This is a genomic window from Promicromonospora sp. AC04 (assembly GCF_003058225.1).
In the GTDB taxonomy this organism is placed as follows: domain Bacteria; phylum Actinomycetota; class Actinomycetes; order Actinomycetales; family Cellulomonadaceae; genus Promicromonospora.
The window spans coordinates 204,898-224,958 of the sequence record NZ_QBUG01000006.1; the positions used below are offsets into that span (position 1 = coordinate 204,898).

At 72.6% G+C, this 20,061-nt stretch carries 20 protein-coding genes and 1 riboswitch; of the genes, 17 read left to right on the forward strand and 3 right to left on the reverse strand.

The window, feature by feature from the left end:
• The first annotated feature begins 111 nt into the window (after positions 1-111).
• From C8K30_RS17250 to C8K30_RS17260, 3 genes are read left to right on the forward strand one after another with little or no spacing between them, the layout of a single operon-like run.
• Positions 112-1,314: a serine hydrolase gene (locus C8K30_RS17250; protein WP_108494136.1), complete on the forward strand. Its 1,203-nt coding sequence runs from the start codon at positions 112-114 to the stop codon at positions 1,312-1,314.
• 50 nt (positions 1,315-1,364) lie between these two features.
• Positions 1,365-2,333, forward strand: a complete 969-nt coding sequence (gene fmt / locus C8K30_RS17255; RefSeq protein ID WP_108494137.1) for a methionyl-tRNA formyltransferase — start codon at positions 1,365-1,367, stop codon at positions 2,331-2,333.
• The gene (locus tag C8K30_RS17260; RefSeq protein ID WP_199230547.1) at positions 2,330-3,931 is read left to right on the forward strand and encodes an RsmB/NOP family class I SAM-dependent RNA methyltransferase; all 1,602 of its coding nucleotides are present in this window, start codon (positions 2,330-2,332) and stop codon (positions 3,929-3,931) included. Before fmt ends, C8K30_RS17260 begins: the two co-directional genes overlap by 4 nt.
• 220 nt (positions 3,932-4,151) lie before the next feature.
• On the opposite strand, the gene C8K30_RS17265 is transcribed toward C8K30_RS17260, so the two are convergent.
• Positions 4,152-5,105: a DUF3592 domain-containing protein gene (locus C8K30_RS17265; RefSeq protein WP_108494138.1), complete on the reverse strand. Its 954-nt coding sequence runs from the start codon at positions 5,103-5,105 to the stop codon at positions 4,152-4,154.
• A gap of 354 nt (positions 5,106-5,459) precedes the next feature.
• Positions 5,460-5,888, reverse strand: a complete 429-nt coding sequence (locus C8K30_RS17270) for a DUF1761 domain-containing protein (protein ID WP_108494139.1) — start codon at positions 5,886-5,888, stop codon at positions 5,460-5,462.
• Positions 5,889-5,929: 41 nt separating this feature from the next.
• On the opposite strand from C8K30_RS17270, the gene rpe reads away from it, so the two are divergent.
• From rpe to C8K30_RS17325, 11 genes are all read left to right on the forward strand, one after another.
• A complete protein-coding gene (rpe, locus tag C8K30_RS17275) occupies positions 5,930-6,592 on the forward strand; it encodes a ribulose-phosphate 3-epimerase (protein ID WP_108494140.1) in 663 nt (220 codons plus the stop codon).
• 312 nt (positions 6,593-6,904) lie between these two features.
• Entirely contained in the window at positions 6,905-8,122 is a 1,218-nt protein-coding gene (locus C8K30_RS17280) for a sensor histidine kinase (RefSeq protein WP_108494141.1), read from the forward strand.
• Between the two features lie 11 nt (positions 8,123-8,133).
• Entirely contained in the window at positions 8,134-8,823 is a 690-nt protein-coding gene (locus C8K30_RS17285; RefSeq protein WP_108494338.1) for a response regulator transcription factor, read from the forward strand.
• A 163-nt stretch (positions 8,824-8,986) separates the two neighbouring features.
• A complete protein-coding gene (locus tag C8K30_RS17290; protein WP_233257236.1) occupies positions 8,987-9,640 on the forward strand; it encodes a DUF2306 domain-containing protein in 654 nt (217 codons plus the stop codon).
• Positions 9,641-9,753: 113 nt separating this feature from the next.
• Positions 9,754-9,887, forward strand: a riboswitch (FMN riboswitch).
• Positions 9,888-10,004: 117 nt separating this feature from the next.
• Positions 10,005-11,141, forward strand: a complete 1,137-nt coding sequence (ribD, locus tag C8K30_RS17295) for a bifunctional diaminohydroxyphosphoribosylaminopyrimidine deaminase/5-amino-6-(5-phosphoribosylamino)uracil reductase RibD (protein ID WP_233257237.1) — start codon at positions 10,005-10,007, stop codon at positions 11,139-11,141.
• Positions 11,141-11,821 carry a riboflavin synthase gene (locus tag C8K30_RS17300; RefSeq protein WP_233257238.1) on the forward strand — a complete coding sequence of 227 codons (681 nt, stop codon included), beginning with the start codon at positions 11,141-11,143 and terminating at the stop codon, positions 11,819-11,821. The genes ribD and C8K30_RS17300 overlap by 1 nt, the downstream gene beginning before the upstream one ends.
• Positions 11,822-11,880: 59 nt before the next feature.
• On the forward strand, positions 11,881-13,221 hold the full coding sequence (gene ribB, locus C8K30_RS17305; RefSeq protein WP_199230562.1) for a 3,4-dihydroxy-2-butanone-4-phosphate synthase: 1,341 nt from the start codon (positions 11,881-11,883) through the stop codon (positions 13,219-13,221).
• The gene (ribH, locus tag C8K30_RS17310) at positions 13,218-13,709 is read left to right on the forward strand and encodes a 6,7-dimethyl-8-ribityllumazine synthase (protein ID WP_108494340.1); all 492 of its coding nucleotides are present in this window, start codon (positions 13,218-13,220) and stop codon (positions 13,707-13,709) included. The genes ribB and ribH overlap by 4 nt, the downstream gene beginning before the upstream one ends.
• 229 nt (positions 13,710-13,938) lie before the next feature.
• On the forward strand, positions 13,939-14,202 hold the full coding sequence (locus tag C8K30_RS17315) for a phosphoribosyl-ATP diphosphatase (RefSeq protein ID WP_108494143.1): 264 nt from the start codon (positions 13,939-13,941) through the stop codon (positions 14,200-14,202).
• Positions 14,203-14,307: 105 nt separating this feature from the next.
• A complete protein-coding gene (hisG, locus tag C8K30_RS17320) occupies positions 14,308-15,180 on the forward strand; it encodes an ATP phosphoribosyltransferase (RefSeq protein ID WP_108494144.1) in 873 nt (290 codons plus the stop codon).
• A gap of 5 nt (positions 15,181-15,185) precedes the next feature.
• The gene (locus C8K30_RS17325) at positions 15,186-15,686 is read left to right on the forward strand and encodes a PH domain-containing protein (RefSeq protein WP_108494145.1); all 501 of its coding nucleotides are present in this window, start codon (positions 15,186-15,188) and stop codon (positions 15,684-15,686) included.
• A gap of 137 nt (positions 15,687-15,823) precedes the next feature.
• Here the strand turns inward: C8K30_RS17325 and C8K30_RS17330 are convergent, their stop codons facing one another.
• On the reverse strand, positions 15,824-17,842 hold the full coding sequence (locus tag C8K30_RS17330; protein ID WP_108494146.1) for a DEAD/DEAH box helicase: 2,019 nt from the start codon (positions 17,840-17,842) through the stop codon (positions 15,824-15,826).
• Positions 17,843-18,266: 424 nt separating this feature from the next.
• Between C8K30_RS17330 and C8K30_RS17335 the strand changes: the two genes are divergently transcribed.
• From C8K30_RS17335 to C8K30_RS17345, 3 genes are read left to right on the forward strand one after another with little or no spacing between them, the layout of a single operon-like run.
• Positions 18,267-18,821 (forward strand): CDP-alcohol phosphatidyltransferase family protein, encoded by a 555-nt coding sequence (locus C8K30_RS17335; protein ID WP_108494147.1) that lies wholly within the window; start codon positions 18,267-18,269, stop codon positions 18,819-18,821.
• A complete protein-coding gene (locus C8K30_RS17340) occupies positions 18,818-19,732 on the forward strand; it encodes a DUF881 domain-containing protein (RefSeq protein WP_108494148.1) in 915 nt (304 codons plus the stop codon). Before C8K30_RS17335 ends, C8K30_RS17340 begins: the two co-directional genes overlap by 4 nt.
• Entirely contained in the window at positions 19,729-20,061 is a 333-nt protein-coding gene (locus C8K30_RS17345) for a small basic family protein (protein WP_108494149.1), read from the forward strand. The genes C8K30_RS17340 and C8K30_RS17345 overlap by 4 nt, the downstream gene beginning before the upstream one ends.

The window sequence follows — 20,061 nt, forward strand, 5'->3', positions numbered from 1 at the left end:
ACCTATGGATTGGGTATGGCACCGCGAGCGGCCACCCATAACCCGGAACCGATAGACCTTGCCCCGATCACCGCGGTGCCCCGATCACCGCGCTCGACATAGGAGAACCTCATGGCACCTCACCTGTCCCGGCGTGCAGCACTCGGCCTGTTCGGAACGGCCTCGGCGGCCGCCCTCGCACCGGCCTCGGCAGACGCCGTCGAGCAAGAGCCCCAGGGCACCCGCATACCGAGAGGCCTGCGCCCCGGAGGCGAGCTGGACCAGCTCGTCGCAGACAAGGCAGCCCACGACGAGTTCTCCGGATCGCTCCTGCTGACCCACCGCGGCCGCACCGTGCTGGCCCGCTCGCACGGCCTCGCCGACAAACAACGGGCCATCTCGAACACGCAGGACACCGCGTTCGCCCTCGCGTCGGTGACCAAGCTGGCCACCGCCGTCGCCGTCGCGCAGCAGGCTCAGCTCGGAACGCTCAGCTACCGGGAGCCGCTCGGCACCTACCTGGACGGCTTCCCGGACGACATCGCCGGGGCGACGGTGCACCATCTGCTCACCCACACCTCGGGCCTCGGCGACTATCACCAAATGCCCGGCTACCAGGAGGCGGCGGCAACCTGGACCAGCCCGGAACAGGTCATGACCGGGATCACAGACCTCATTCGAGGATCGCAGCAGGCCTTCCCCGCGGGCGCCGGCTACACCTACAGCAATTCAGGCTTTCACCTCCTGGGTGAGATCGTGGCCAGGGTGAGCGGCACGTCGTACTACGACTACGTGCGCCGGAACGTGTTCACCGCGGCCGGCATGACCCGCGCCGACTTCGTCACCAAGCCGCAGTGGCGAGCCGACCGCCGCATCGCGCACCCCTACCACCGCGACGCACAGGGCGGGTGGGTCGACGCCCTGGAAGAGTTCGGCCACATCGGCACCCCCGCCGGGGACGCGTTCGCCACCTGCGACGACCTCAGCCGCTTCGCCCGCTACCTCTACCAGCAGAGGTTCCTCCAGCCCGCCCACACCCAGCTCGTCCTGAGCGGAAAGGTGCCGACGCCCCGGCAGACGCCACCCCCCGGCCAGCCCCTGCCCCCGCAGACCGGCACACCCCCACAGACCGTCTACCAGTGCTACGGCCCCACCGGCGCCCTCGTCCAGGGCCAGTGGACGTTCGGCCATGGCGGCGGAAACGCGGCCGGCATCTCCACCGTGGTCGACTTCTACCCCGACACCGACTGGGTCCTCGTGGCACTGAGCAACTACTCGAACCAGACCGTCCTGGAGATCTCCGCCCTGACCCGCGACCTCGTGGTCGCCGCCTGACAGTCGCTGCCTGACGGACGCGCACCTGGACCGACACCTAAACTGACCAGGTGCGTCTTCTCTTCGCAGGAACCCCCGAACCCGCCGTCGCCTCGCTGGAGGCTCTACTCGGCTCGCGTCACGAGGTCGTGGCAGTCCTGACGCGCGCGGACGCGCCGTCGGGCCGCGGCCGCAAGCTCACGCCGAGCCCCGTGCGCGCCCGCGCCGAGGAGGCCGGGATCCGCGTCATCACGGACGTCCCGCGCGGCGACGAGTTCGTCGCGATGCTGAGCGACCTGGAGATCGACGCCGCCCCCGTCGTCGCCTACGGCCACATCCTGCGGCCCGCCGTGCTCGCCGTGCCCCGCCTCGGCTGGATCAACCTGCACTTCTCCGTGCTGCCCGCCTGGCGCGGCGCGGCGCCCGTGCAGCGCGCCGTGATCGCCGGCGACGAGGTCACCGGAGCGACCACCTTCCTGCTCGACGAGGGTATGGACACCGGCCCCGTGCTCGGCACCGCCACGGAGACCATCCGGCCCACCGACACCTCCGGCGACCTCCTCGGCCGCCTCGCGGTCTCCGGCGCCGAGCTCCTCGTCGCCACCCTCGACGCCCTCGAGGACGGCACCCTCCAGCCACAACCCCAGCCCGCCGACGGCGTCTCCGTCGCCGCGAAGCTCACCACCGACGACGCCCGCGTGGCCTGGACGGACCCGGCGCTCGCGGTCGACCGGCTGGTGCGCGGCTGCACGCCCGCGCCCGGCGCGTGGACGACGCTGCCGGACGGTTCCCGGCTGGGCCTCGGGCCCGTCGCGCCGCGTCCCGAGGTCACGGACCTGACGGCCGGCGAGGTGCGCGCGCTCAAGCACGAGGTCCTGGTCGGCACGGCGACGCACGCCGTCGCGCTGGGCGAGGTGCGGCCCGTCGGGAAGAAGGCGATGGCCGCGCCGGACTGGGCCCGCGGCGCGGGCCGATCGCTCGTGGAGGCCGGCCTCGTGCTGGACGGGTCCACGACGAGCGCCGCCGAGGTGTCGGCATGAGCGGGCACGAGGGCGACCGCGGCAGCGGCGGCTCGGCGGACGGTGGTTCGCGCGACGGTGGTTCGCGCAACGACGGCTCGCGTGACGGCGGCAGCCGGGGCTTCGACGACGACCGGCGCAACACCTCGGGCCGCCAGCGCTCCGCGTCCCGTTCCCGGGGCGACCGGTCCCGCACGTCGCAGGCGCCGTCAGAGCGGCGCAAGCGCACCGACCCGGCCCGGATGGCAGCGTTCGACGTGCTGCGCGAGGTCGACGAGTCGGACGCGTACGCGAACCTCGTGCTGCCGCCGCTGCTGCGCGAGCGGCACATCCGCGGTCGCGACGCCGGCTTCGCGACCGAGCTCACCTACGGCACGCTGCGCCTGCGCGGCCGGTACGACGCCATCCTCTCGTCCTGCGTCGACCGCCCGCTGCCGGGGCTGGACCCGGCGCTGCTGGACGTCCTGCGCCTCGGTGCCCACCAGGTCCTCGGCATGCGCGTGCCCGTGCACGCGGCGGTCTCCGAGACGGTCGGGCTCGCGCGCAACCGCGTGGGCGCCGGGCCTGCGCAGATGGTGAACGCGGTGCTGCGCCGGGTGTCGGAGCGGCCGCTCGACGAGTGGCTGTCCATCCTCGAGAAGGAGGCGCCGGACGCCCTGACCGGCCTCGCGGCCACCGAGTCGCACCCGCTGTGGATCGCCCGCGCCCTGCGCGAGGCGCTGGTCGGCAACGGGCGCAGCGTGGACGAGATCGGCGACCTGCTGGCCGCGGACAACGTCGCGCCGCGCGTCACCCTGGTGGCCCGGCCCGGCCTGGTCGAGGCGTCCGACGAGGGGGCCTGGGGCGACGTCGACCTGGTCGCCGGCCGCTGGGCGCCCACTGCGCTGCGCCTGGAGGGTTCGGACCCGTCAGGGATCCCGGCGATCCGGGAGGGCCTCGCGGGCGTGCAGGACGAGGGCTCGCAGCTCGTCACGCTCGCCCTCGCCGGCGTGCCCCTGGAGGGCAGTGACCGGCGCTGGCTCGACCTGTGCGCAGGTCCGGGCGGCAAGGCGGCCCTGCTGGGCGCGCTGGCCGCGCAGCGCGGAGCGACGCTGGTCGCCAACGAGGTGGCGCCGCACCGCGCCCGCCTGGTCAAGGGCGCCCTGGCGGCGCTGCCCGACGGCGTGGTCGAGGAGGTGCGGACCGGCGACGGACGCGACGTCGGCGCCGACGAGCCCGGGGCTTACGACCGCGTGCTCGTCGACGCGCCGTGCACCGGACTGGGCGCGCTGCGCCGTCGGCCCGAGAGCCGGTGGCGGCGGACGCCGTCGGACCTCGCGGCCCTCACCGGGCTGCAGCGCGAGCTTCTGAAGTCCGCGCTGGACGCCGTCCGGCCCGGGGGAGTGGTGGCCTACGTGACGTGCTCCCCGCACCTCGCCGAGACGCAGCTCGTGGTCTCCGACGTGCTGAAGAAGCGCACCGACGTCGAGCGCCTGGACACGCCGGCCGTAGTTCGTTCAGTGGTGCGCGCTGGCGCGGCGGACGAGATCCCGCTGTCGGACCGCGACGACGTGCAGCTCTGGCCGCACGTGCACGGCACGGACGCGATGCACCTGATGTTGCTGCGCCGGAAGGGGTAGCGCCTCCCCTGTGCTGGTCCTGTCTGGCTCGGGAGATTGTGAACGTCTCGGCGGGTCGCATGGTGCTTCTTCGGTAGGTGCTAGGAAGCGTGAACTGGGTTCGGTTGTGGCCCGGGTATGCGGGCTGTCTGAACTATTCGGCCTGACTGAACTCGGTTGGGCAGACGTGAACGTTCTTCAGGAGTCCTGGCACCCACACTAGGGTCGACCCTGCCTCCCGTCACCGCCCTCCCCGGGCCCGACGGATGAGCGCGACGACGGCGACCGGGACAGTCGCAGCCGCTGTCGCTGAGAACGCGATGAACGTGCCGGCGAAGATCCATGGCTCCGACTCCCAACCGTCTTCTCCCGCCAGCTGGGCGTTGCCCGGTGCGGCCGGTTCGTAAATGACCTCGACGGAGTCACCCTCGTAGTACACGCCGTCCCCCACCGTGACGTACGCGCTGTGCTTCGTGCCGTCCATAGTCGGGAACCGAACGTCGAGCTCTCCAGCGCCGTCCCAGGTGCTCTTCACGACGACTGCCTGCACGACGACGCCAGATGTTCGAAGTGCTGCCGCGTCATTGACGGAGCTCGCAGCAAGCGGGCCGAGTATCGCGGCGCTGAGAACGGGTGCGATGACCAGCAGGAGGACGATCTGGGGAGTCTCCCACGCTGCAAGGAGACGAGGACGGGGCCCGACAGGAGGATCGCCGCGTGTCTGCGCGAGGCCCCCGTGCCGCCGCGCCCACACCCGCCGAAGGAGCTCGCGAACCGCAACGAGTCCACCAAGCAACGCCAAGAGGGCGAGTAGGTCGAGGCCCGCGAAGAGGAGGACGTAGCCGTCGATCAGCGGCTCGTCGACGGCGACGATCCGTCCTGGGGCGCGAGGATCGAAGACAACGTCGAGCCGATCATTGAACTTGATGCCGTCTGGGCCGCGGCTGAGAGTTGCCTCGAAGTACGGCGGATCGTCAGGTCTGACGACTACCGTGTCGGGGCCCCGGCGCACCCAGTTGTAGTCGACTACCCATGCGTTGACCCGCACCCCGCGGTCCGCGAGGATCAGCCGGTCCTGGATGTACTCGAATGTGACGTAGCCAGGAAAGGCCGAAAAGATGAGGGCTGCGCAGATCGTGAACAGGAGGTTGTCGGTGCTGGTCCTTCTGACAGCACTGAGGTCGATCCTCACCACGTCGGTCCATGCTGCTCGGTCACGCAGGGAGGCTAGCGGCGCGTTCCGGCGTAGGGCCACGACCACCGGCGCACAGCGCGGGTGAACTTCTGCGCGCCTGACCGAGCTGGGTCAGAATTCAGACCGGCTCGGTCAGTCCTTGCCAATCCGTCACTTGGCCCGCAATGCCACCGCCGCCTTCGATGTCCACCGAGCTGGTTTCCTGCTCGTCCGCGGTGATCGCCGGGCGCGCCGTGGTGTCCGAGAGGCCGCAGTGAGGTCCTCGACGTAGGCGTGCGGATCGGTGCCGGTGTCGTTGGCGAAGGCCTCGCCGAGGATGCGGGCGCGTGCTGTGCCGCTCGGCCCGCCACGCCGCTAGACACCCGCCGGCGGCCACACCCCGATGATCACGGCCATGACCAGGATCGTCACCAGCTCGTGCGCCAGGTTCAGAGTGGTGAGCGCGGACGGGCGGCCCTCGAAGGCGTCGTGCGTGATGATGCGGGCCGCCGTGAACCCGATCCAGAGCATGACGGCGGTGACGACGGCCGCAGTGAAGAAGCTGCCGTCGTAGAACTCCCACGAGATGTAGGTGGCGCCGGCGAGCACCCAGGCGGTCAGGAAGCTGACGATGACCGTCACGACGATGGGCCAGACCCCTGCCGCCCGGGCAGCCTCCTGGTCCACCTTTGCCAGCCGCATCCAGCGCTTGCCGAACACCCTGGGCGTGTACCAGACCGAGCCCACGACCAGCGTGGACAGCGTGGCCACGATCACTGCCCAGTAGTTCACTTCGGGGATCATCGTTTGCTCCCGGTCTGTTGGTCGGGCTCTAGGCTGGCATCATGGCAGCCCTCATCGCCCCCAGCATCCTGTCCGCCGACTTCGCGAACCTCGAGCGCGACCTCGGCCGGATCGCCGACGCCGACTACGCGCACGTCGACGTCATGGACAACCATTTCGTGCCGAACCTGACGCTGGGGCTGCCGATCTTCGAGCGGCTCGCGAAGGTGTCGCCGATCCCGCTGGACGCGCACCTCATGATCGAGAACCCCGACCGGTGGGCACCCGCGTTCGCGGAGGCGGGGGCGGCGTCGGTCACCTTCCACGCGGAGGCGGCGCAGGCGCCCGTCCGGCTGGCGCGGGAGCTGCACCGGCTCGGGGCACGGGCGGGCGTGGCGCTGCGGCCGGCGACCCCCGTGGAGCCCTACCTCGACCTGCTGGCCGAGATCGACATGATCCTCGTGATGACGGTCGAGCCGGGGTTCGGCGGGCAGTCCTTCATCGAGGGCACGCTGCCGAAGATCCGGCGCGCGCGGGAGGCCGTCAGCGAGTCCGGCCTCGACGTGTGGATCCAGGTCGACGGGGGAGTGTCCCGGGACACGATCGAGCGGGCGGCCGACGCCGGCGCGAACGTCTTCGTCGCGGGCTCAGCCGTGTACGGGGCCGAGGACATCCCGGCCGAGATCGCCGCCCTGCGCGAGCTGGCGGAGAAGCACACCCACTGACCCGACGTCGGACCCCGCCGCCGGGGTCCGATGCCCGCGTGCGGGGCAAGGTCCGCTTCGACCAAGCAGTTGGGCTTGGATATCGAGCCGGAACCAAGCCCAACTGCTTGGTCGAAGCGGACAACGGGGCAGCCGGACGGCAGCCGCCAGCGGCGTCCTGTTCTCATCTGGAAATAGTGTGCCAAGCGCATCGCGCCAGCACGCCGGCAGTGCGCACACCTCACCAGCAGCCCCGAGACCAGGCCCGGAACGAGGCCCGGCTCGTACTTTTGCCTGATCCGGCCGATGCGCCCGTCCTCGTAGCATGAGGCCGTGTCCGCCATCCGCTCGGTCTGGAACGAACCGCGGCCCGCCGACCCGCCCGCGCGGACGTGGCGGGACTGGGTGCTCGTCGCTGCGTTCGTGGTCGCCGCGGTGATCGAGGGGATCGTCCGCCCGGATGTCCCGGGGCGCTGGCTGCAGGTCGCCACCGTCGTCGTGCTCGCGCCGACCCTGCTGTGGCGCCGGACGCACCCGCTGCTGATGGTCGCCATCGCGTTCGTCGCTTCCGGCGTGCCGGCCGTGATCCTGGACCGGGAGCTGGACCTCACCGCGAACGTGTTCATGCTGGTCCTGCCGTACGCACTGTTCCGGTGGGGGAGCGGGCGCGCGATGGTGCTCGGCGCGACGCTGATCCTCGCGAAGGTGGGCGTCAACGCCGCGCTCGGGTTCCTGACCCCGACCGACGTGGGAGCGGGCGTCGTGATCCTCAGCGCGGCCTTCGCGCTCGGCCTGGCGTTCCGCTACCGCGCTGGGGCCCGTAAGCGCGAGCGCGAGCAGGTCGCGCTGCTCGAGCGGGAGCGCCTGGCGCGCGACCTGCACGACGTCGTCGGGCACCACGTCTCGGCCGTCGCCGTCCGTGCGCAGGCCGGGCTCGCCGTGTCCGGCACCGACCCCGGCGCCGCGGCGGACGCCCTGCGGGTCATCGAGGGCGAGGCCACCCGCGCCCTGGCCGAGATGCGCACCCTCGTCCGCGCCCTCCGCTCCGACGAACTGCGCACCGAAGACCCGCGCACCGATGGCCTGGGCGCTGATGGCCTGGGCGCTGATAACTCGGGCACAGGCGAGGCGGCCGACCTTGCCCCCGGCCCCACCATCGCCGACGTCGAACGCCTCGCCGACACCGGGCCGCCGCCCGTCGAGGTCCTCCTGGAGGGCGACCCCGCCCGGGTCACGGCGGCCGTCGGCGCCGCCGTGCACCGCATCGCCCAGGAGTCGGTCACCAACGCGCGCCGCCACGCCCGGGGTGCCACCCGGATCGCCGTCCTGGTCACCGTCGGCGACATGTCCGTCCGCCTCCGGGTGTCCGACGACGGGGACGCGCCGACACGTCCGGCCGGCAGCGGGTTCGGGCTGGCCGGGATGCGCGAACGCGCCGAGCTGCTCGGGGGCACGCTCGAAGCCGGGCCCGCGGCCCGGGGCTGGACCGTCGAAGCGGTCCTCCCGCTGTCCGGGGCACCACGAACGCCCCGGACGGGCCGGCCGGCATGACGACCGATGGCATGACGACCGAGCCCGCACCGGCCGAGCGCATCACGGTCCTCGTCGCGGACGACCAGGAGATCGTCCGCACGGGCCTCACCATGATCCTGAACGCCCAGGACGATATCGAGGTCGTCGGCGAGGCCTCTGACGGCCGGACCGCCGTCGAGCTCGCCCGGAGGTTGCGTCCCGACGTCAGCCTGCTCGACATCCGGATGCCGGGCATCGACGGCATCGAGGCCACCCGGCTTCTCGCGGGCGCCGACGTCGCGGACCCGCTCGCCGTCGTCGTCATCACCACCTTCGACCTGGACGAGTACGTCTACGCGGCCCTCCGCGCGGGGGCTCGAGGCTTCCTGCTGAAGGACGCCGGTCCCGCGCTCCTGGCCCAGGCGATCCAGGCCGCGGCGGCGGGCGATGCGCTCATCGCGCCAAGCGTCACGACGCGCCTCCTGCACGCCTTCGCCGACGCCGGTCCGCGGAACGTGCCCGCCCAGCCCCTGGACCCGCTCACCGCGCGGGAGGAGGAGGTGCTGCTGGCCGTGGCCCGCGGCCGGACCAACACCGAGATCGCGCGCGAGCTTTTCGTCACGCTCAGCACGGTGAAGTCGCACGTCGCGAACCTGATGACCAAGGTGGGCGCGCGCAACCGGGTCGAGGTCGCGCTCTGGGCGTACGACACGGGGCGCGTGCGGCCCGGTCGCCCCTGACCCTGCTCGATGACCTGCCCGGCGACCGCTCGGCGACCCTGCCCGGCGACCCGCCCCGCACCCCGCCCGCCACGCCGTGGCAGTCAACTCGTACTTTCGGCCAGGGCAAAGACCGGTCCACGGGCCCATGACCAGCCCGCACCCTGCCGAGGACGCTCGGTACATGACGACATCCCAGGCAACGACCAGGTCCACCAGCCGTCGCGAGTGGCTCGTCCCCGCAGGGCTGCTGCTCCTGTCGCTGGTCCCCGCGCTCGGTGGCTCCGTGCGGCTCGCCGAGCTGGGGTCCGACCCGGTGCTGACCGCGGAGAACGCGCGCTTCGTGACCCAGCCGCTGCCCGTCGTCGTGCACATCGTCTGCGTGACGACCTACAGCATGCTCGGCGCGTTCCAGTTCGTCCCGAGCCTGCGCCGACACCGCTGGCACAGGCTGGCCGGACGGGTGCTCGCACTGGCGGGCCTCGGCGTCGCGCTGACCGGCCTCTGGATGACCGCGTTCTACGACCTGCCCGTCAAGGACACGGTGGTCGTGAACGGGATGCGCTACCTGGTCGGTACTGCCATGGCGGTGTCGATAGTGCTGGGCGTGCGTGCGGCGCTGCGCCGCGACTTCGTGACCCACTCGGCCTGGATGACGCGCGCCTACGCGCTGGCCATGGGCGCGGGCACGCAGGCGCTGCTGCTCGGGCCGTTCACGGCGGTCGCCGGCGCGCCGGGGCCCGTGCCCAACACGATCGGGATGGGCCTGGGGTGGGCCATCAACGTGGCGTTCGCCGAGTGGGTGATCCGGCGTCGCCGGGTCCGGCGCACGGCGTGAGGTCTCGTGGAACCGGCAGTGTGACCCGAGGCACGGCGCCCGGTGCGCCCGGGTGTGACACAGAGCACGCCGAACGCCGCCCTTGCTGTGGCATTCTGTGAGCAGTAGTGCACACACGTGCTCCGGGGTCGGTGTAATTCCGAGCCGGCGGTGACAGTCCGCGACCCGTCCGTCCGCAAGGATGGCCGGTTGACCTGGTGGAACTCCAGGACCGACGGTGAAAGTCCGGATGGGAGGAAGCACGTGCGGCGCCGCCGTCCCCTGGGCGTGTGTCGCCGTGACGTCGTGCGCGCGGGCTGGGCCGTCACGGCCAGCCCGTGCACCCGTCGTCCACCCCGGAGCGCCGAAGCTCGGGGAGGACGGCATGAACCAGGCACGGCAGGGCCGCGCGACGGCGCCCGCGGCGACCGGACCACACGCTCTCGAGAGCGCCATGCGCCGCGCCCTCGCGCTGGCCGTGCAGGGCCCGGCGTACGGCCCGAACCCCCGCGTCGGCTGCGTGCTCCTGGATCCCGGCGGTCACCCGGTGGCCGAGGGCTTCCATCGCGGGGCGGGCACCCCGCACGCGGAGGCCGCAGCCCTGGCCGACGCCCGCTCGCGCGGCATCGACCCGCGGGGCACGACGGCGGTCGTGACGCTCGAGCCCTGCGCCCACCACGGCCGCACCGGACCCTGCGCCGATGCCCTGATCGACGCCGGCGTCGCCGCCGTGCACGTGGCGGTCGGCGACCCGAACCCGGTGGCGACGGGCGGCGCTGCCCGGCTGCGTGCCGCGGGGATCGAGGTGACCACGGGCCTCCTCGCGGACGAGGGCGAGGAGCTGCTCCGCCCGTGGCTGCACGCGGTCCGGACCGGCCGCCCCTACGTGACCCTCAAGCTCGCGACCAGCCTCGACGGCCGGGTCGCCGCCCCGGACGGGACCAGCCGCTGGATCACCGGTCCGCGGGCGCGAGCCCACGCCCACACGATCCGCGCGCAGGTCGACGCGATCGCCGTCGGCTCGGGAACCGCCCTGACGGACGACCCGTCCCTCACCGCGCGGACGGCCGACGGCGGCCTGTTCGAGCACCAGCCGCTCCGGGTCGTGCTCGGCCGTCGTACGGTGCCCGACGGCGCCCGCCTGCGCGGGCCCGGCGGACCCCTGCTGCACCTGCCCGAGCGGGACCTCGACGTGGTGCTCCGGGAGCTCGGTGACCGGGAGGTGCGGCACCTGCTCGTGGAGGGCGGTCCCACCCTGGCGACCACCCTGCTGGCCGCCGACGCCGTCGACGAGCTGCACGCGTACGTGGCGCCGGTGCTGCTCGGCGCGGGCGCCACCGCCGTCGGCGATCTCGGCGTCACCACCATTGGCGAGGCCGCGCGCTTCGCCACCCGCGACGTGACCCGGCTGGGGGACGACATGCTCATGGTCGCGCGCCGGGCCCAGCCCGCACAGCCCGAACAGCCCGAACAGCCCGAACAGAAAGGCCGGCCCAGCCGGCACACCAAGGAGGAGATCTGATGTTCACCGGAATCGTTGAGGAGCTCGGCTCCGTCGTCGCGTTCGAGCGACCCGGCGGCGACGCCGGATCCGGCACGGCGCCCGACGCCGTCCTGACCGTCGTCGGGCCGCTCGCCACGTCGGACGCCCGTCCGGGCGACTCGATCGCCGTCGACGGGGTGTGCCTGACCGTCACGTCGGTCGCGGACGGCGCGTTCGTGGCCGAGGTGATGCCGGAAACCCTCCGCCGCACGTCGCTCGGCGGCCTCGTGCCGGGCGCCCGGGTCAACCTGGAGCGTGCCCTGCCGGCGAACGGCCGCCTGGGCGGGCACGTGGTCCAGGGGCACGTCGACGGCGTCGCGACGCTCGTGCGGCGCACCCCCGGCCCGCGCTGGGACGACCTGGAGCTCGCCGCGCCCCCCGCCCTGACCCGATACGTCGCGGAGAAGGGCTCCGTCGCCCTGTCCGGCGTGTCGCTCACGGTGACGTGGGTGTCCGACGACGCCTTCGGGGTGTCGCTCATCCCGACCACGCTCGCCGCGACGACGCTGGGCGGGCTGGCCGCGGGCGACGTCGTGAACGTGGAGGTCGACGTGCTCGCGAAGTACGTCGAGCGGCTCATGACGGCCGGGACGAACACTGCGAACGCCCTGGACACTGCCATCGCGGCGAGCGACCTGGAGACGGGAGTCGCCCGATGAGCGCGGTGCGCGCAGCGAGCACGACGGACACGACCGCACTCGATACCGACCCGGTCGACATGCACGAAGTCGACACGGACCTGATGGAGCGTGCCTTCGCCGAGCTCGCCGCCGGCCGCCCCGTCCTGGTGGCGGACGACGCCGGCCGGGAGAACGAGGTCGATGTAGTCCTCGCCGCGAGCGCCGCGACGGCGGAGTGGGTGGCGTGGACGGTGCGGCACTCGTCGGGGTACCTGTGTGCGCCGATGCCGGGGTACCGGGCGGATGCGCTGGAGCTGCCGCTGATGGTGGAGCGGAGCGAGGATCCGCGGAGCACGGCGTACACGGTGTCGGTGGATGCGGTGGGGGTGTCGACGGGGATCTCGGCGGCGGACCGGGCGCTGACGTTGCGGGTGCTGGGTGATCCGGCGTCGGGTGCGCGGGACCTGATCCGGCCTGGGCACGTGCTGCCGTTGCGGGCGCGGCCGGGTGGGGTGCTGGAGCGTGCTGGGCATACCGAGGCCGCGGTGGACCTGGTGCGGTTGGCGGGTGGTGCCGGCGGGGTGCTGGGTGAGGTGGGTGGCATCGCGGAGCTGGTGCGGGACGACGGCGCGGTGATGCGCCTGCCGGAGGCGCGGGTCCTGGCCCAGGAGGCGGGGCTGGTGGTGCTGACGGTGGCGGAGCTGGTGGCGTGGCGGCGGGCGTACGACCCGGTGCCGTCGCCCGGCGCGGCCGGCGTCGTGCCCGGCCTTGTCCCGGGGCTCGCCGAGCGGGTGCACCGGGTGGGGGAGGCGTCGTTGCCGACGCGGTACGGGGACTTCCGGGTGGTGGCGTACCGGGATCTGCTCTCGGGTGCGGAGCACCTGGGGCTGACGCCGGTGTCGGCGGGTCCGGCGCTGGTCGGTTCCGCGCAGGGCTCGCTGGTGCGGGTGCACTCGGAGTGCCTGACGGGGGACGGGCTGGGGTCGCTGCGGTGCGACTGCGGTCCGCAGCTGGAGGCGTCGCTGCGGGCGGTGTCCGCCGAGGGTGGTGCGGTCGTCTACCTGCGGGGTCACGAGGGCCGGGGGATCGGCTTGGCGGCGAAGGTCCAGGCGTACGCGCTGCAGGACGCCGGGCGGGACACCGTGGAGGCGAACGTGGACCTCGGGCTGCCGGTGGACGCGCGGGAGTACGGCGCGGCGTCGGCGATCCTGGCGGACCTCGGCCTGGACGGGGTGACGCTGCTGACGAACAACCCGGAGAAGGTGGCGGGCCTGCGGGAGGCGGGCACGGACGTCGTCGGGCGGCGGGGGCTCGCGGTGGGGCGTGGTGTGCACAACCACCGGTACCTGGAGACGAAGCGGGTGGTGCTGGGGCACAGCATCGACCTGAACGAGGAAGTCGACGAGCAAGTCAACGAGAACGAAGGAGCATGCGCATGAGCGGCGCGGGAGCACCGAAGGTGACGGTCGACGGCACGGGCCTGCGGGTGGTCGTGGTCGCGGCGAGCTGGCACGAGCGAGTGATGGACGGGCTGCTGGCCGGCGCCCGCCGGGCCCTGGCGGAGTCGGGCGCGGACTGGACGGAGGTGCGGGTGCCGGGCTCGTTCGAGCTGCCGGTGGCCGCTGCGCGTGCGGCCGGGGTCGGTGGGGGGCCGGCGGCGGACGCCGTCGTCGCGCTCGGGGTGGTGATCCGGGGCGGGACGCCGCACTTCGAGTACGTGTGCGCGGCGGCGACGTCGGGCCTGACGGACGTGAGCGTCCGGACCGGGGTCCCGGTCGGGTTCGGCGTGCTGACGTGCGACGACGAGACGCAGGCGCTGGACCGGGCAGGCCTGGAGGGCTCCAGGGAGGACAAGGGGGCGGAGGCCGTGGAGGCGGCGGTCGCGACGGCGGTGACGCTGCGGAGCCTCGCGCCGACCGGCGTCTGACCGCTCTCCACTCTCAGCACCAGTCCTGCATTAATAGTGTGCCAAGCGTCTTTGCCGAACCCACGCCAGTCCTATACCGCACCAACGAGCCCAAAGAACGGGCTCGCTCGGCACAGTCTCGACGCCGGAGTCGTGCGGGGGACAGGACAGTGGCCCGCGTCATAGCGAGAATGGCCACAACGTGGGACGGCCACGGGTAGAGCCCCTGTCGCCCGACTAGGCTGGGCGTGTGAAGACCTTCGAGACCCTGTTCGCCGAGCTGACCGAGAAGGCCGAGACCCGTCCCGCGGGCTCTGGCACCGTGGCCCAGCTGGACGCCGGAGTCCATGCGATCGGCAAGAAGGTCGTGGAGGAGGCCGCCGAGGTCTGGATGGCGGCCGAGTACCAGTCGGACAGCGAGACCGCCGAGGAGATCTCGCAGCTCCTGTACCACCTGCAGGTCCTGATGGTCGCCAAGGGACTGACCCTCGAGGACGTGTACACGCATCTGTGACCCGGCCTCGCCGGGCCCCGACCACGGTTGAAGTACCACCGGTCGAGCCCCGGCGAGAGACCCGGGTTCCGCAGATCCGACGTACACCCAGAGAGGAACCAACACATGCTGCGCATCGCCGTCCCCAACAAGGGTGCCCTGTCCGGCCCCGCCTCCGAGATGCTGCGCGAGGCGGGCTACCGCCAGCGCCGCGACACCCGTGAGCTCGTGCTCGCCGACCCCGAGAACGACGTCGAGTTCTTCTTCCTGCGCCCCCGCGACGTGGCGGTCTACGTCGGGACCGGCACGGTCGACGTCGGCATCACCGGCCGGGACCTGATGCTCGACTCGGGCGCGGACGCCGTCGAGCACCTCGGCCTCGGGTTCGCCCGGTCCACGTTCCGGTACGCGGCGCCCGCGGTGCCGACGGAGCCCGGCCAGACCCACCCGATCACCGAGGTGAGCGACATCGCCGGGCGCCGCGTCGCGTCGTCGTACACCACGCTCGTGGCCCAGCACCTGGCGAAGCAGGGCGTCGAGCCCGCGGCGATCGTGCACCTGGACGGCGCCGTGGAGTCGAGCGTGCGGCTCGGCGTCGCGGACGTCATCGCCGACGTCGTGGAGACCGGCACCACCCTGCGGGCCGCGGGGCTGGAGGTGTTCGGCGACCCGATCCTGCGTTCGGAGGCCGTGCTGATCCGGCAGTCGGACGTCGAGCCGCCCGCAGGCCTGGAGGTCCTGACCCGGCGGCTGGAGGGTGTGATCACCGCCCGCGAGTACGTGCTCATGGACTACGTGGTCCCCGCGGCGCGGCTCGAAGAAGCCGTCGCGATCACGCCCGGCAAGGAGTCCCCGACGGTCTCGGCGCAGCACCACAGCGACGCCTGCGCCGTGCGCGTCATGGTCCCGCGCAGCGCGACGAACCGGATCATGGACGCGCTGTACGACGTCGGGGCGCGCGCCATCATCGTGACCTCCATCCACGCCTCCCGGCTGTAGGCCTCATGGCTGCGGGCGCGGGTGCGGGGACAGGCAGCAGCGCCACCGGCCATGGCCGTGGCGACGACCGCTTCCGCACCTTCCGCGGCCGCTTCGGCACGCCGACGGCGTACGGGCTGGCGCTGCTGTCCGCCGGCGGGTGCACGTTCGTCGCACTCGCGGCGAACGGCGCCGGCGCGGACACCGCCAACCGGATAGCGATCATCGTGCTCGGGCTGCTGGGCGCCGCCATCGCCTGGCGGTTCGGTGCCGTGCGCGCGATCCCCGACCCGACCGGGCTCACCGTCGTCAACTACGCCAACAGCCGCCGCCTGGCCTGGGCCGAGATCGTGACCGTCCGGTTCGGCCCGAACGACCCGTGGGTGCACCTCGACCTCGCCGACGGCGACGTGCTCGCCGTCATGGGGATCCAGCGCGCAGACGGCGAGCACGGCATGGCCGAGGCCCGCCGCCTGGTGACGCTCATCTCCGAGCTGGGCGAGGCCACCGAACCCGGGCGGCAGTAGCCGGGGAACGCGCGGCCCGGGAACGGCGGCCGGGAACAAGAGCTGGAGAGCAGAAACGGCGGTCGGGCTTGCCGAGACCATGTCTCGGCAAGCCCGACCGCCGTTGTCACGCGACTGCTCTCCGGGCGTGTGCCGCGTCAGCGGGCGCTGCGGGCCTCCCAGTGGGCCGGGCCGCGGCCACGGGGGCCACGCTCGCCGTCCGGGCGGCGGTGGTCGCCACCCGTCCGCGGGGCGCGGTCCCGGTCGCCGCCGGTGCGCGCCGGGCCCCGGTCCAGGGTGATGCGCAGCGGCTTGCCGGCCACGCGGGCCCGGGCCAGGCGGTCGAGCGCCTCGTTGTCCAGCGGCGCGATGATGTCCACCAGCGAGAAGCTGCCGAAGATGTCGATCTTGCCGACGTCGGCTCCGGTGATGCCACCCTCGCCCGTCAGCGCACCGACGATCCCGCCCGGCTGCACGCCGTGCGTGTGCCCGACGGCGATGCGGTACCGCGTGCCGCGGGCCGGACGGCGGATGCCGCGGTCGCCCTCGGCACGGCCGCGCGGGGAACGGTCTCCCGACCGGTCGTGCCGGTCGCCGTCGCGGGTGTTGCGCCGGGCCGCGGCCGACTTGGCCTCGGCACGCTCACGCTCGTACTCCTCCTGCTCCGCACGGGCCCGCGGGCCGTCGTCGCCCACCGCGAGCGCCGCCATGGCGGCGGCGATCTCGACGGGGTCGACGCCGGTCTCGTCGGCGTAGGCGCGGATCATGTCGGTGTACATCTCGAGGCGGCCGGCCTCGCGGCGGGCCGCGACCTTGCCGAGGGCGCGCTTGACCTGGTGGGCGGAGACGTCCTTGGGGGACGGGATCTCGACCTCTTCGAGCGAGGCGCGGATGGTGCGCTCGATGCTGCGGAGCTTGCCGCGCTCGTGGGGGGTGACGAAGGTGAGGGCCTCGCCGGTGCGGCCGGCGCGGCCGGTGCGGCCGATGCGGTGGACGTAGGCCTCGGGCTCGCCGGGGACGTCGAAGTTGACGACGAGGCCGATGCGGTCGACGTCGAGGCCGCGGGCGGCGACGTCGGTGGCGACGAGGACGTCGAGGGCGCCGGAGCGGAGCCGTTCGACGATCTTCTCGCGTTCCTTCTGGGCGACGTCGCCGGAGATGGTGGCGGCGGAGATGCCCTTCTCGATGAGGGCGGAGCCCACGTCTTCTGCGGCGCCGCGGGTGCGGGTGAAGACGATGGCGGCGTCGGCGTCGGACGTGGACAGGACGCGTGCGAGGGAGCCGACCTTGTGGCGGAACGGCACGACGGCGTAGGTCTGGCGGACGGCCGTGACGGTGGAGGCCTGCCGGGTGACGGCGATCTGCACCGGGTCGGTCATGTGGTGGTCGGCGACCTTGCGGATCGCGGGGGGCATGGTCGCGGAGAAGAGGGCGACCTGGCGCTTGGTGGGTGCCTGGCCGAAGATCTCCTCGACGTCCTCGGCGAAGCCCATGCGGAGCATCTCGTCGGCCTCGTCGAGGACGAGGAAGCGGATGTCGTCGAGCTTGAGGGCGCCGCGGTCGAGGTGGTCCTTGATGCGGCCGGGGGTGCCGACGACGACGTGGACGCCGTCGCGCAGGGCGCGCTGCTGGGGGATGTAGGGTGCGCCGCCGTAGACGGGCAGGACGCGGACGTCGTCGAGCTTGGACGCGAACGACTCGATGGCGTCGGCGACCTGCATGGCGAGCTCGCGGGTGGGCGCCAGGACGAGGGCCTGCACCTTGCGGAGCTTGGGGTCGACGGCGGCGAGCAGCGGGAGGCCGAACGCGGCGGTCTTGCCGGTGCCGGTCTGGGCGACGCCGGTGATGTCGCGGCCGGCGAGCAGCTCGGGGATGGCGCGGGCCTGGATGGCCGAGGGCGTGACGAAGCCGAGCTCGTTGACCGCGGCCATGAGGGGCGCGGGGAGGTTGAGGCTGGCGAAGGTCGGGCCGGTGGGCTCGCTGGTCACGGCGTCGCCGGCGGCGGCGTCGGAAGCGGGAGCCTGCGTGGCGGGCTCGGTCGAGCCGGCCTCGGGGGCGGCAGCCGCGGAGACCTCGGAGGTGGCGGCCTCGGGGGCCGTCTGGTCGCCGGAGTCGGCGATGACCTGCTCGGTGTTCTGCTCAGCGGGCGCGATCAGGTCATGGGTGTCGATAGACATGCAGTGGTGCACCGTTCGTCGTCGGGTAGGGAGTCAGGGCCGAGGTGAGGGCCCTCGCGTCGCTTGCTCCCGAAACACCTTCCCCGCAGCCGAGGCTGCGGGCCTGTCTCGCACGTTGCGTGCACACACGGGAAGACGACGAACTCCAAGGGGATGTGTCACCACCCTATCGGCTGCGAGCGCCTTGAGCACAGGGGTAGCGAGCGTGACTTGCAGCACGCGGGTGGATGTTGTGCGTGGTGAGGGCGTTGCGGGGGTAGTCGGACGGCAAGGTGTGGGCAAGGTCGGGGCGGGTCGGTGCCTGGTCGTGGAGTTGGCTCGGCCCGGCGTGCCGTGCGTATACGCAACGCTCGCCCCGTAGGATGATGGCGGCCGAGAACAACCGGCGTGAGCAAGGGCGGTGTGCGTGTCCACTGGGGCGGAGATGAGCTCCCGGGTGCTGACCGTGCCCAACATCATCAGCCTGGTGCGGCTGGCGCTGGTGCCGGTCTTTGCTGTGCTGATCGTCGTGGGCGAGGACGGTTGGGCGCTGCTGGTGCTCGCGGTGTCGGGCGTGTCGGACTGGCTGGACGGTGTGTTGGCCCGTCGCCTGAACCAGGTCACTCGCCTGGGGCAGATGCTGGATCCGTTCGCGGACCGGCTCTTCATCTTCGTGACTTTGATCGGTCTGGCCTGGCGTGCGGTGGTGCCGCTCTGGCTGGTGATCGCGATCGTGGCGCGTGACGTGCTGCTGGCGCTGACGGTGCCGGTCCTGGCTCGTCTGGGGTACGGGACGCTGAACGTGACGCTGGTCGGCAAGGTCGCGACGTTCGCCCTGTTGTACGCGTTCCCGTTGCTGCTGCTGGCTGAGGTGCCGGGCTGGGTCGGTGCGGGGGCGCACGTGGTGGGCTGGGCGTTCACCTGGTGGGGTGTCGGCCTGTACTGGCTGGCCGGGCTGCAGTACGTGGCGCAGGTGCGCCGGCTGGTGGCCGCGGCATGACCGCGCCGGGCGCTCCGGTACAGGGTCGGACGTCGGGGCGGCGTCTGGACGAGTCGATGACGCTCCTGCGGGAGGTGACCGAGCGGCCGCTGGACCCGGGGTACGCGCTGATGGCGCGGCGTCGCGCGGAGGCGGGGGAGAAGAAGTCGGAGCGCAGCGTGCCGAGCCTGGTGGCGATGTTGCTGGTGGCGGTCCTGCTGGGCGCGGCGACGACGGTGGCCGTGCGTGACCTGCGGGCGCCGCAGCCGGTGGTCGCCAGGGGCCGCTCGTTGCTGATCGAGCAGATTCAGGAGCGTAGTGCCGAGGTGGAGGCCCTGTCGGAGCGTTCGGCGGTGCTCGGCTCGGAGGTGGACGAGCTGCAGCGTGGTGGCCTGTTGCCGTCGGCGTTGCTGGAGGTGAACCGGTTGGACCAGCTGGTCAACGGTGCGGTGGCGGTGCAGGGTCCGGGCATGGTGGTCAAGCTGACCGACGGTTCGGGTGGTGGCCTGGTCGAGCCGGGGGATGCGCCGGCGGAGTCGCGGGTGCGGGACGCGGACGTGCAGTTCGTCGTCAACGAGCTGTGGGCGGCGGGCGCGGAGGCGGTGGCGGTGAACGACGAGCGGCTGACGTCGTTGTCGGCGATCCGGAACGCGGGTGACGCGATCCTGGTGGACCTGCACCCGTTGAACGGTCCCACGTACACGATCGAGGCCGTTGGTGACCCGGAGGAAATGCAGGTCGAGTTCGCGCGGTCGGCGGGGCTGGGGTTCCTGCAGCTGCTGAGCGCGGAGTACGACATCAAGAACGAGGTGACGACCAGCGAGGAGATGCACCTGCCGGGTGCGGGCTCCCCGACGCTGCGGTCGGCGCGCCCCCCGCAGTCCGGGGACGAGAACACAACTGAGGACCGATCCGAGGAGGACAACGGATGATCGCGATCGTCGGGCTCGTGATCGGGGTGGTCGCCGGCCTGGTGCTGCAGCCCACCGTCCCGCTGATACTGCAGCCGTACCTGCCGATCGCGGTGGTGGCCGCGCTGGACGCCCTGTTCGGGGGTCTGCGCGCGATGCTCGACGGGCTGTTCGACGACAAGGTGTTCCTCGTGTCGTTCCTGTCGAACGTGGTGGTGGCGGCGTTCATCGTGTTCCTCGGTGACCAGCTCGGTGTGGGCGGGCAGCTGTCCACGGCGGTCGTGGTGGTGCTCGGGATCCGGATCTTCTCGAACGCCGCCTCGATCCGCCGGCACATCTTCAAGGCGTGA

Bases quoted from the DNA above. Each gene is read 5' to 3' on its own strand.
- C8K30_RS17290 (WP_233257236.1), top strand. From the start codon at position 8,987: ATGACGACATCCCAGGCAACGACCAGGTCCACCAGCCGTCGCGAGTGG.
- C8K30_RS17260 (WP_199230547.1), top strand. From the start codon at position 2,330: ATGAGCGGGCACGAGGGCGACCGCGGCAGCGGCGGCTCGGCGGACGGT.
- ribB (WP_199230562.1), top strand. From the start codon at position 11,881: ATGCACGAAGTCGACACGGACCTGATGGAGCGTGCCTTCGCCGAGCTC.
- C8K30_RS17330 (WP_108494146.1), bottom strand. From the start codon at position 17,842: ATGTCTATCGACACCCATGACCTGATCGCGCCCGCTGAGCAGAACACC.
- C8K30_RS17270 (WP_108494139.1), bottom strand. From the start codon at position 5,888: ATGATCCCCGAAGTGAACTACTGGGCAGTGATCGTGGCCACGCTGTCC.
- ribD (WP_233257237.1), top strand. From the start codon at position 10,005: ATGAACCAGGCACGGCAGGGCCGCGCGACGGCGCCCGCGGCGACCGGA.
- C8K30_RS17285 (WP_108494338.1), top strand. From the start codon at position 8,134: ATGACGACCGAGCCCGCACCGGCCGAGCGCATCACGGTCCTCGTCGCG.
- C8K30_RS17325 (WP_108494145.1), top strand. From the start codon at position 15,186: ATGGCTGCGGGCGCGGGTGCGGGGACAGGCAGCAGCGCCACCGGCCAT.
- C8K30_RS17335 (WP_108494147.1), top strand. From the start codon at position 18,267: ATGAGCTCCCGGGTGCTGACCGTGCCCAACATCATCAGCCTGGTGCGG.
- C8K30_RS17250 (WP_108494136.1), top strand. From the start codon at position 112: ATGGCACCTCACCTGTCCCGGCGTGCAGCACTCGGCCTGTTCGGAACG.
- rpe (WP_108494140.1), top strand. From the start codon at position 5,930: ATGGCAGCCCTCATCGCCCCCAGCATCCTGTCCGCCGACTTCGCGAAC.
- C8K30_RS17340 (WP_108494148.1), top strand. From the start codon at position 18,818: ATGACCGCGCCGGGCGCTCCGGTACAGGGTCGGACGTCGGGGCGGCGT.
- hisG (WP_108494144.1), top strand. From the start codon at position 14,308: ATGCTGCGCATCGCCGTCCCCAACAAGGGTGCCCTGTCCGGCCCCGCC.
- ribH (WP_108494340.1), top strand. From the start codon at position 13,218: ATGAGCGGCGCGGGAGCACCGAAGGTGACGGTCGACGGCACGGGCCTG.
- C8K30_RS17300 (WP_233257238.1), top strand. From the start codon at position 11,141: ATGTTCACCGGAATCGTTGAGGAGCTCGGCTCCGTCGTCGCGTTCGAG.
- C8K30_RS17345 (WP_108494149.1), top strand. From the start codon at position 19,729: ATGATCGCGATCGTCGGGCTCGTGATCGGGGTGGTCGCCGGCCTGGTG.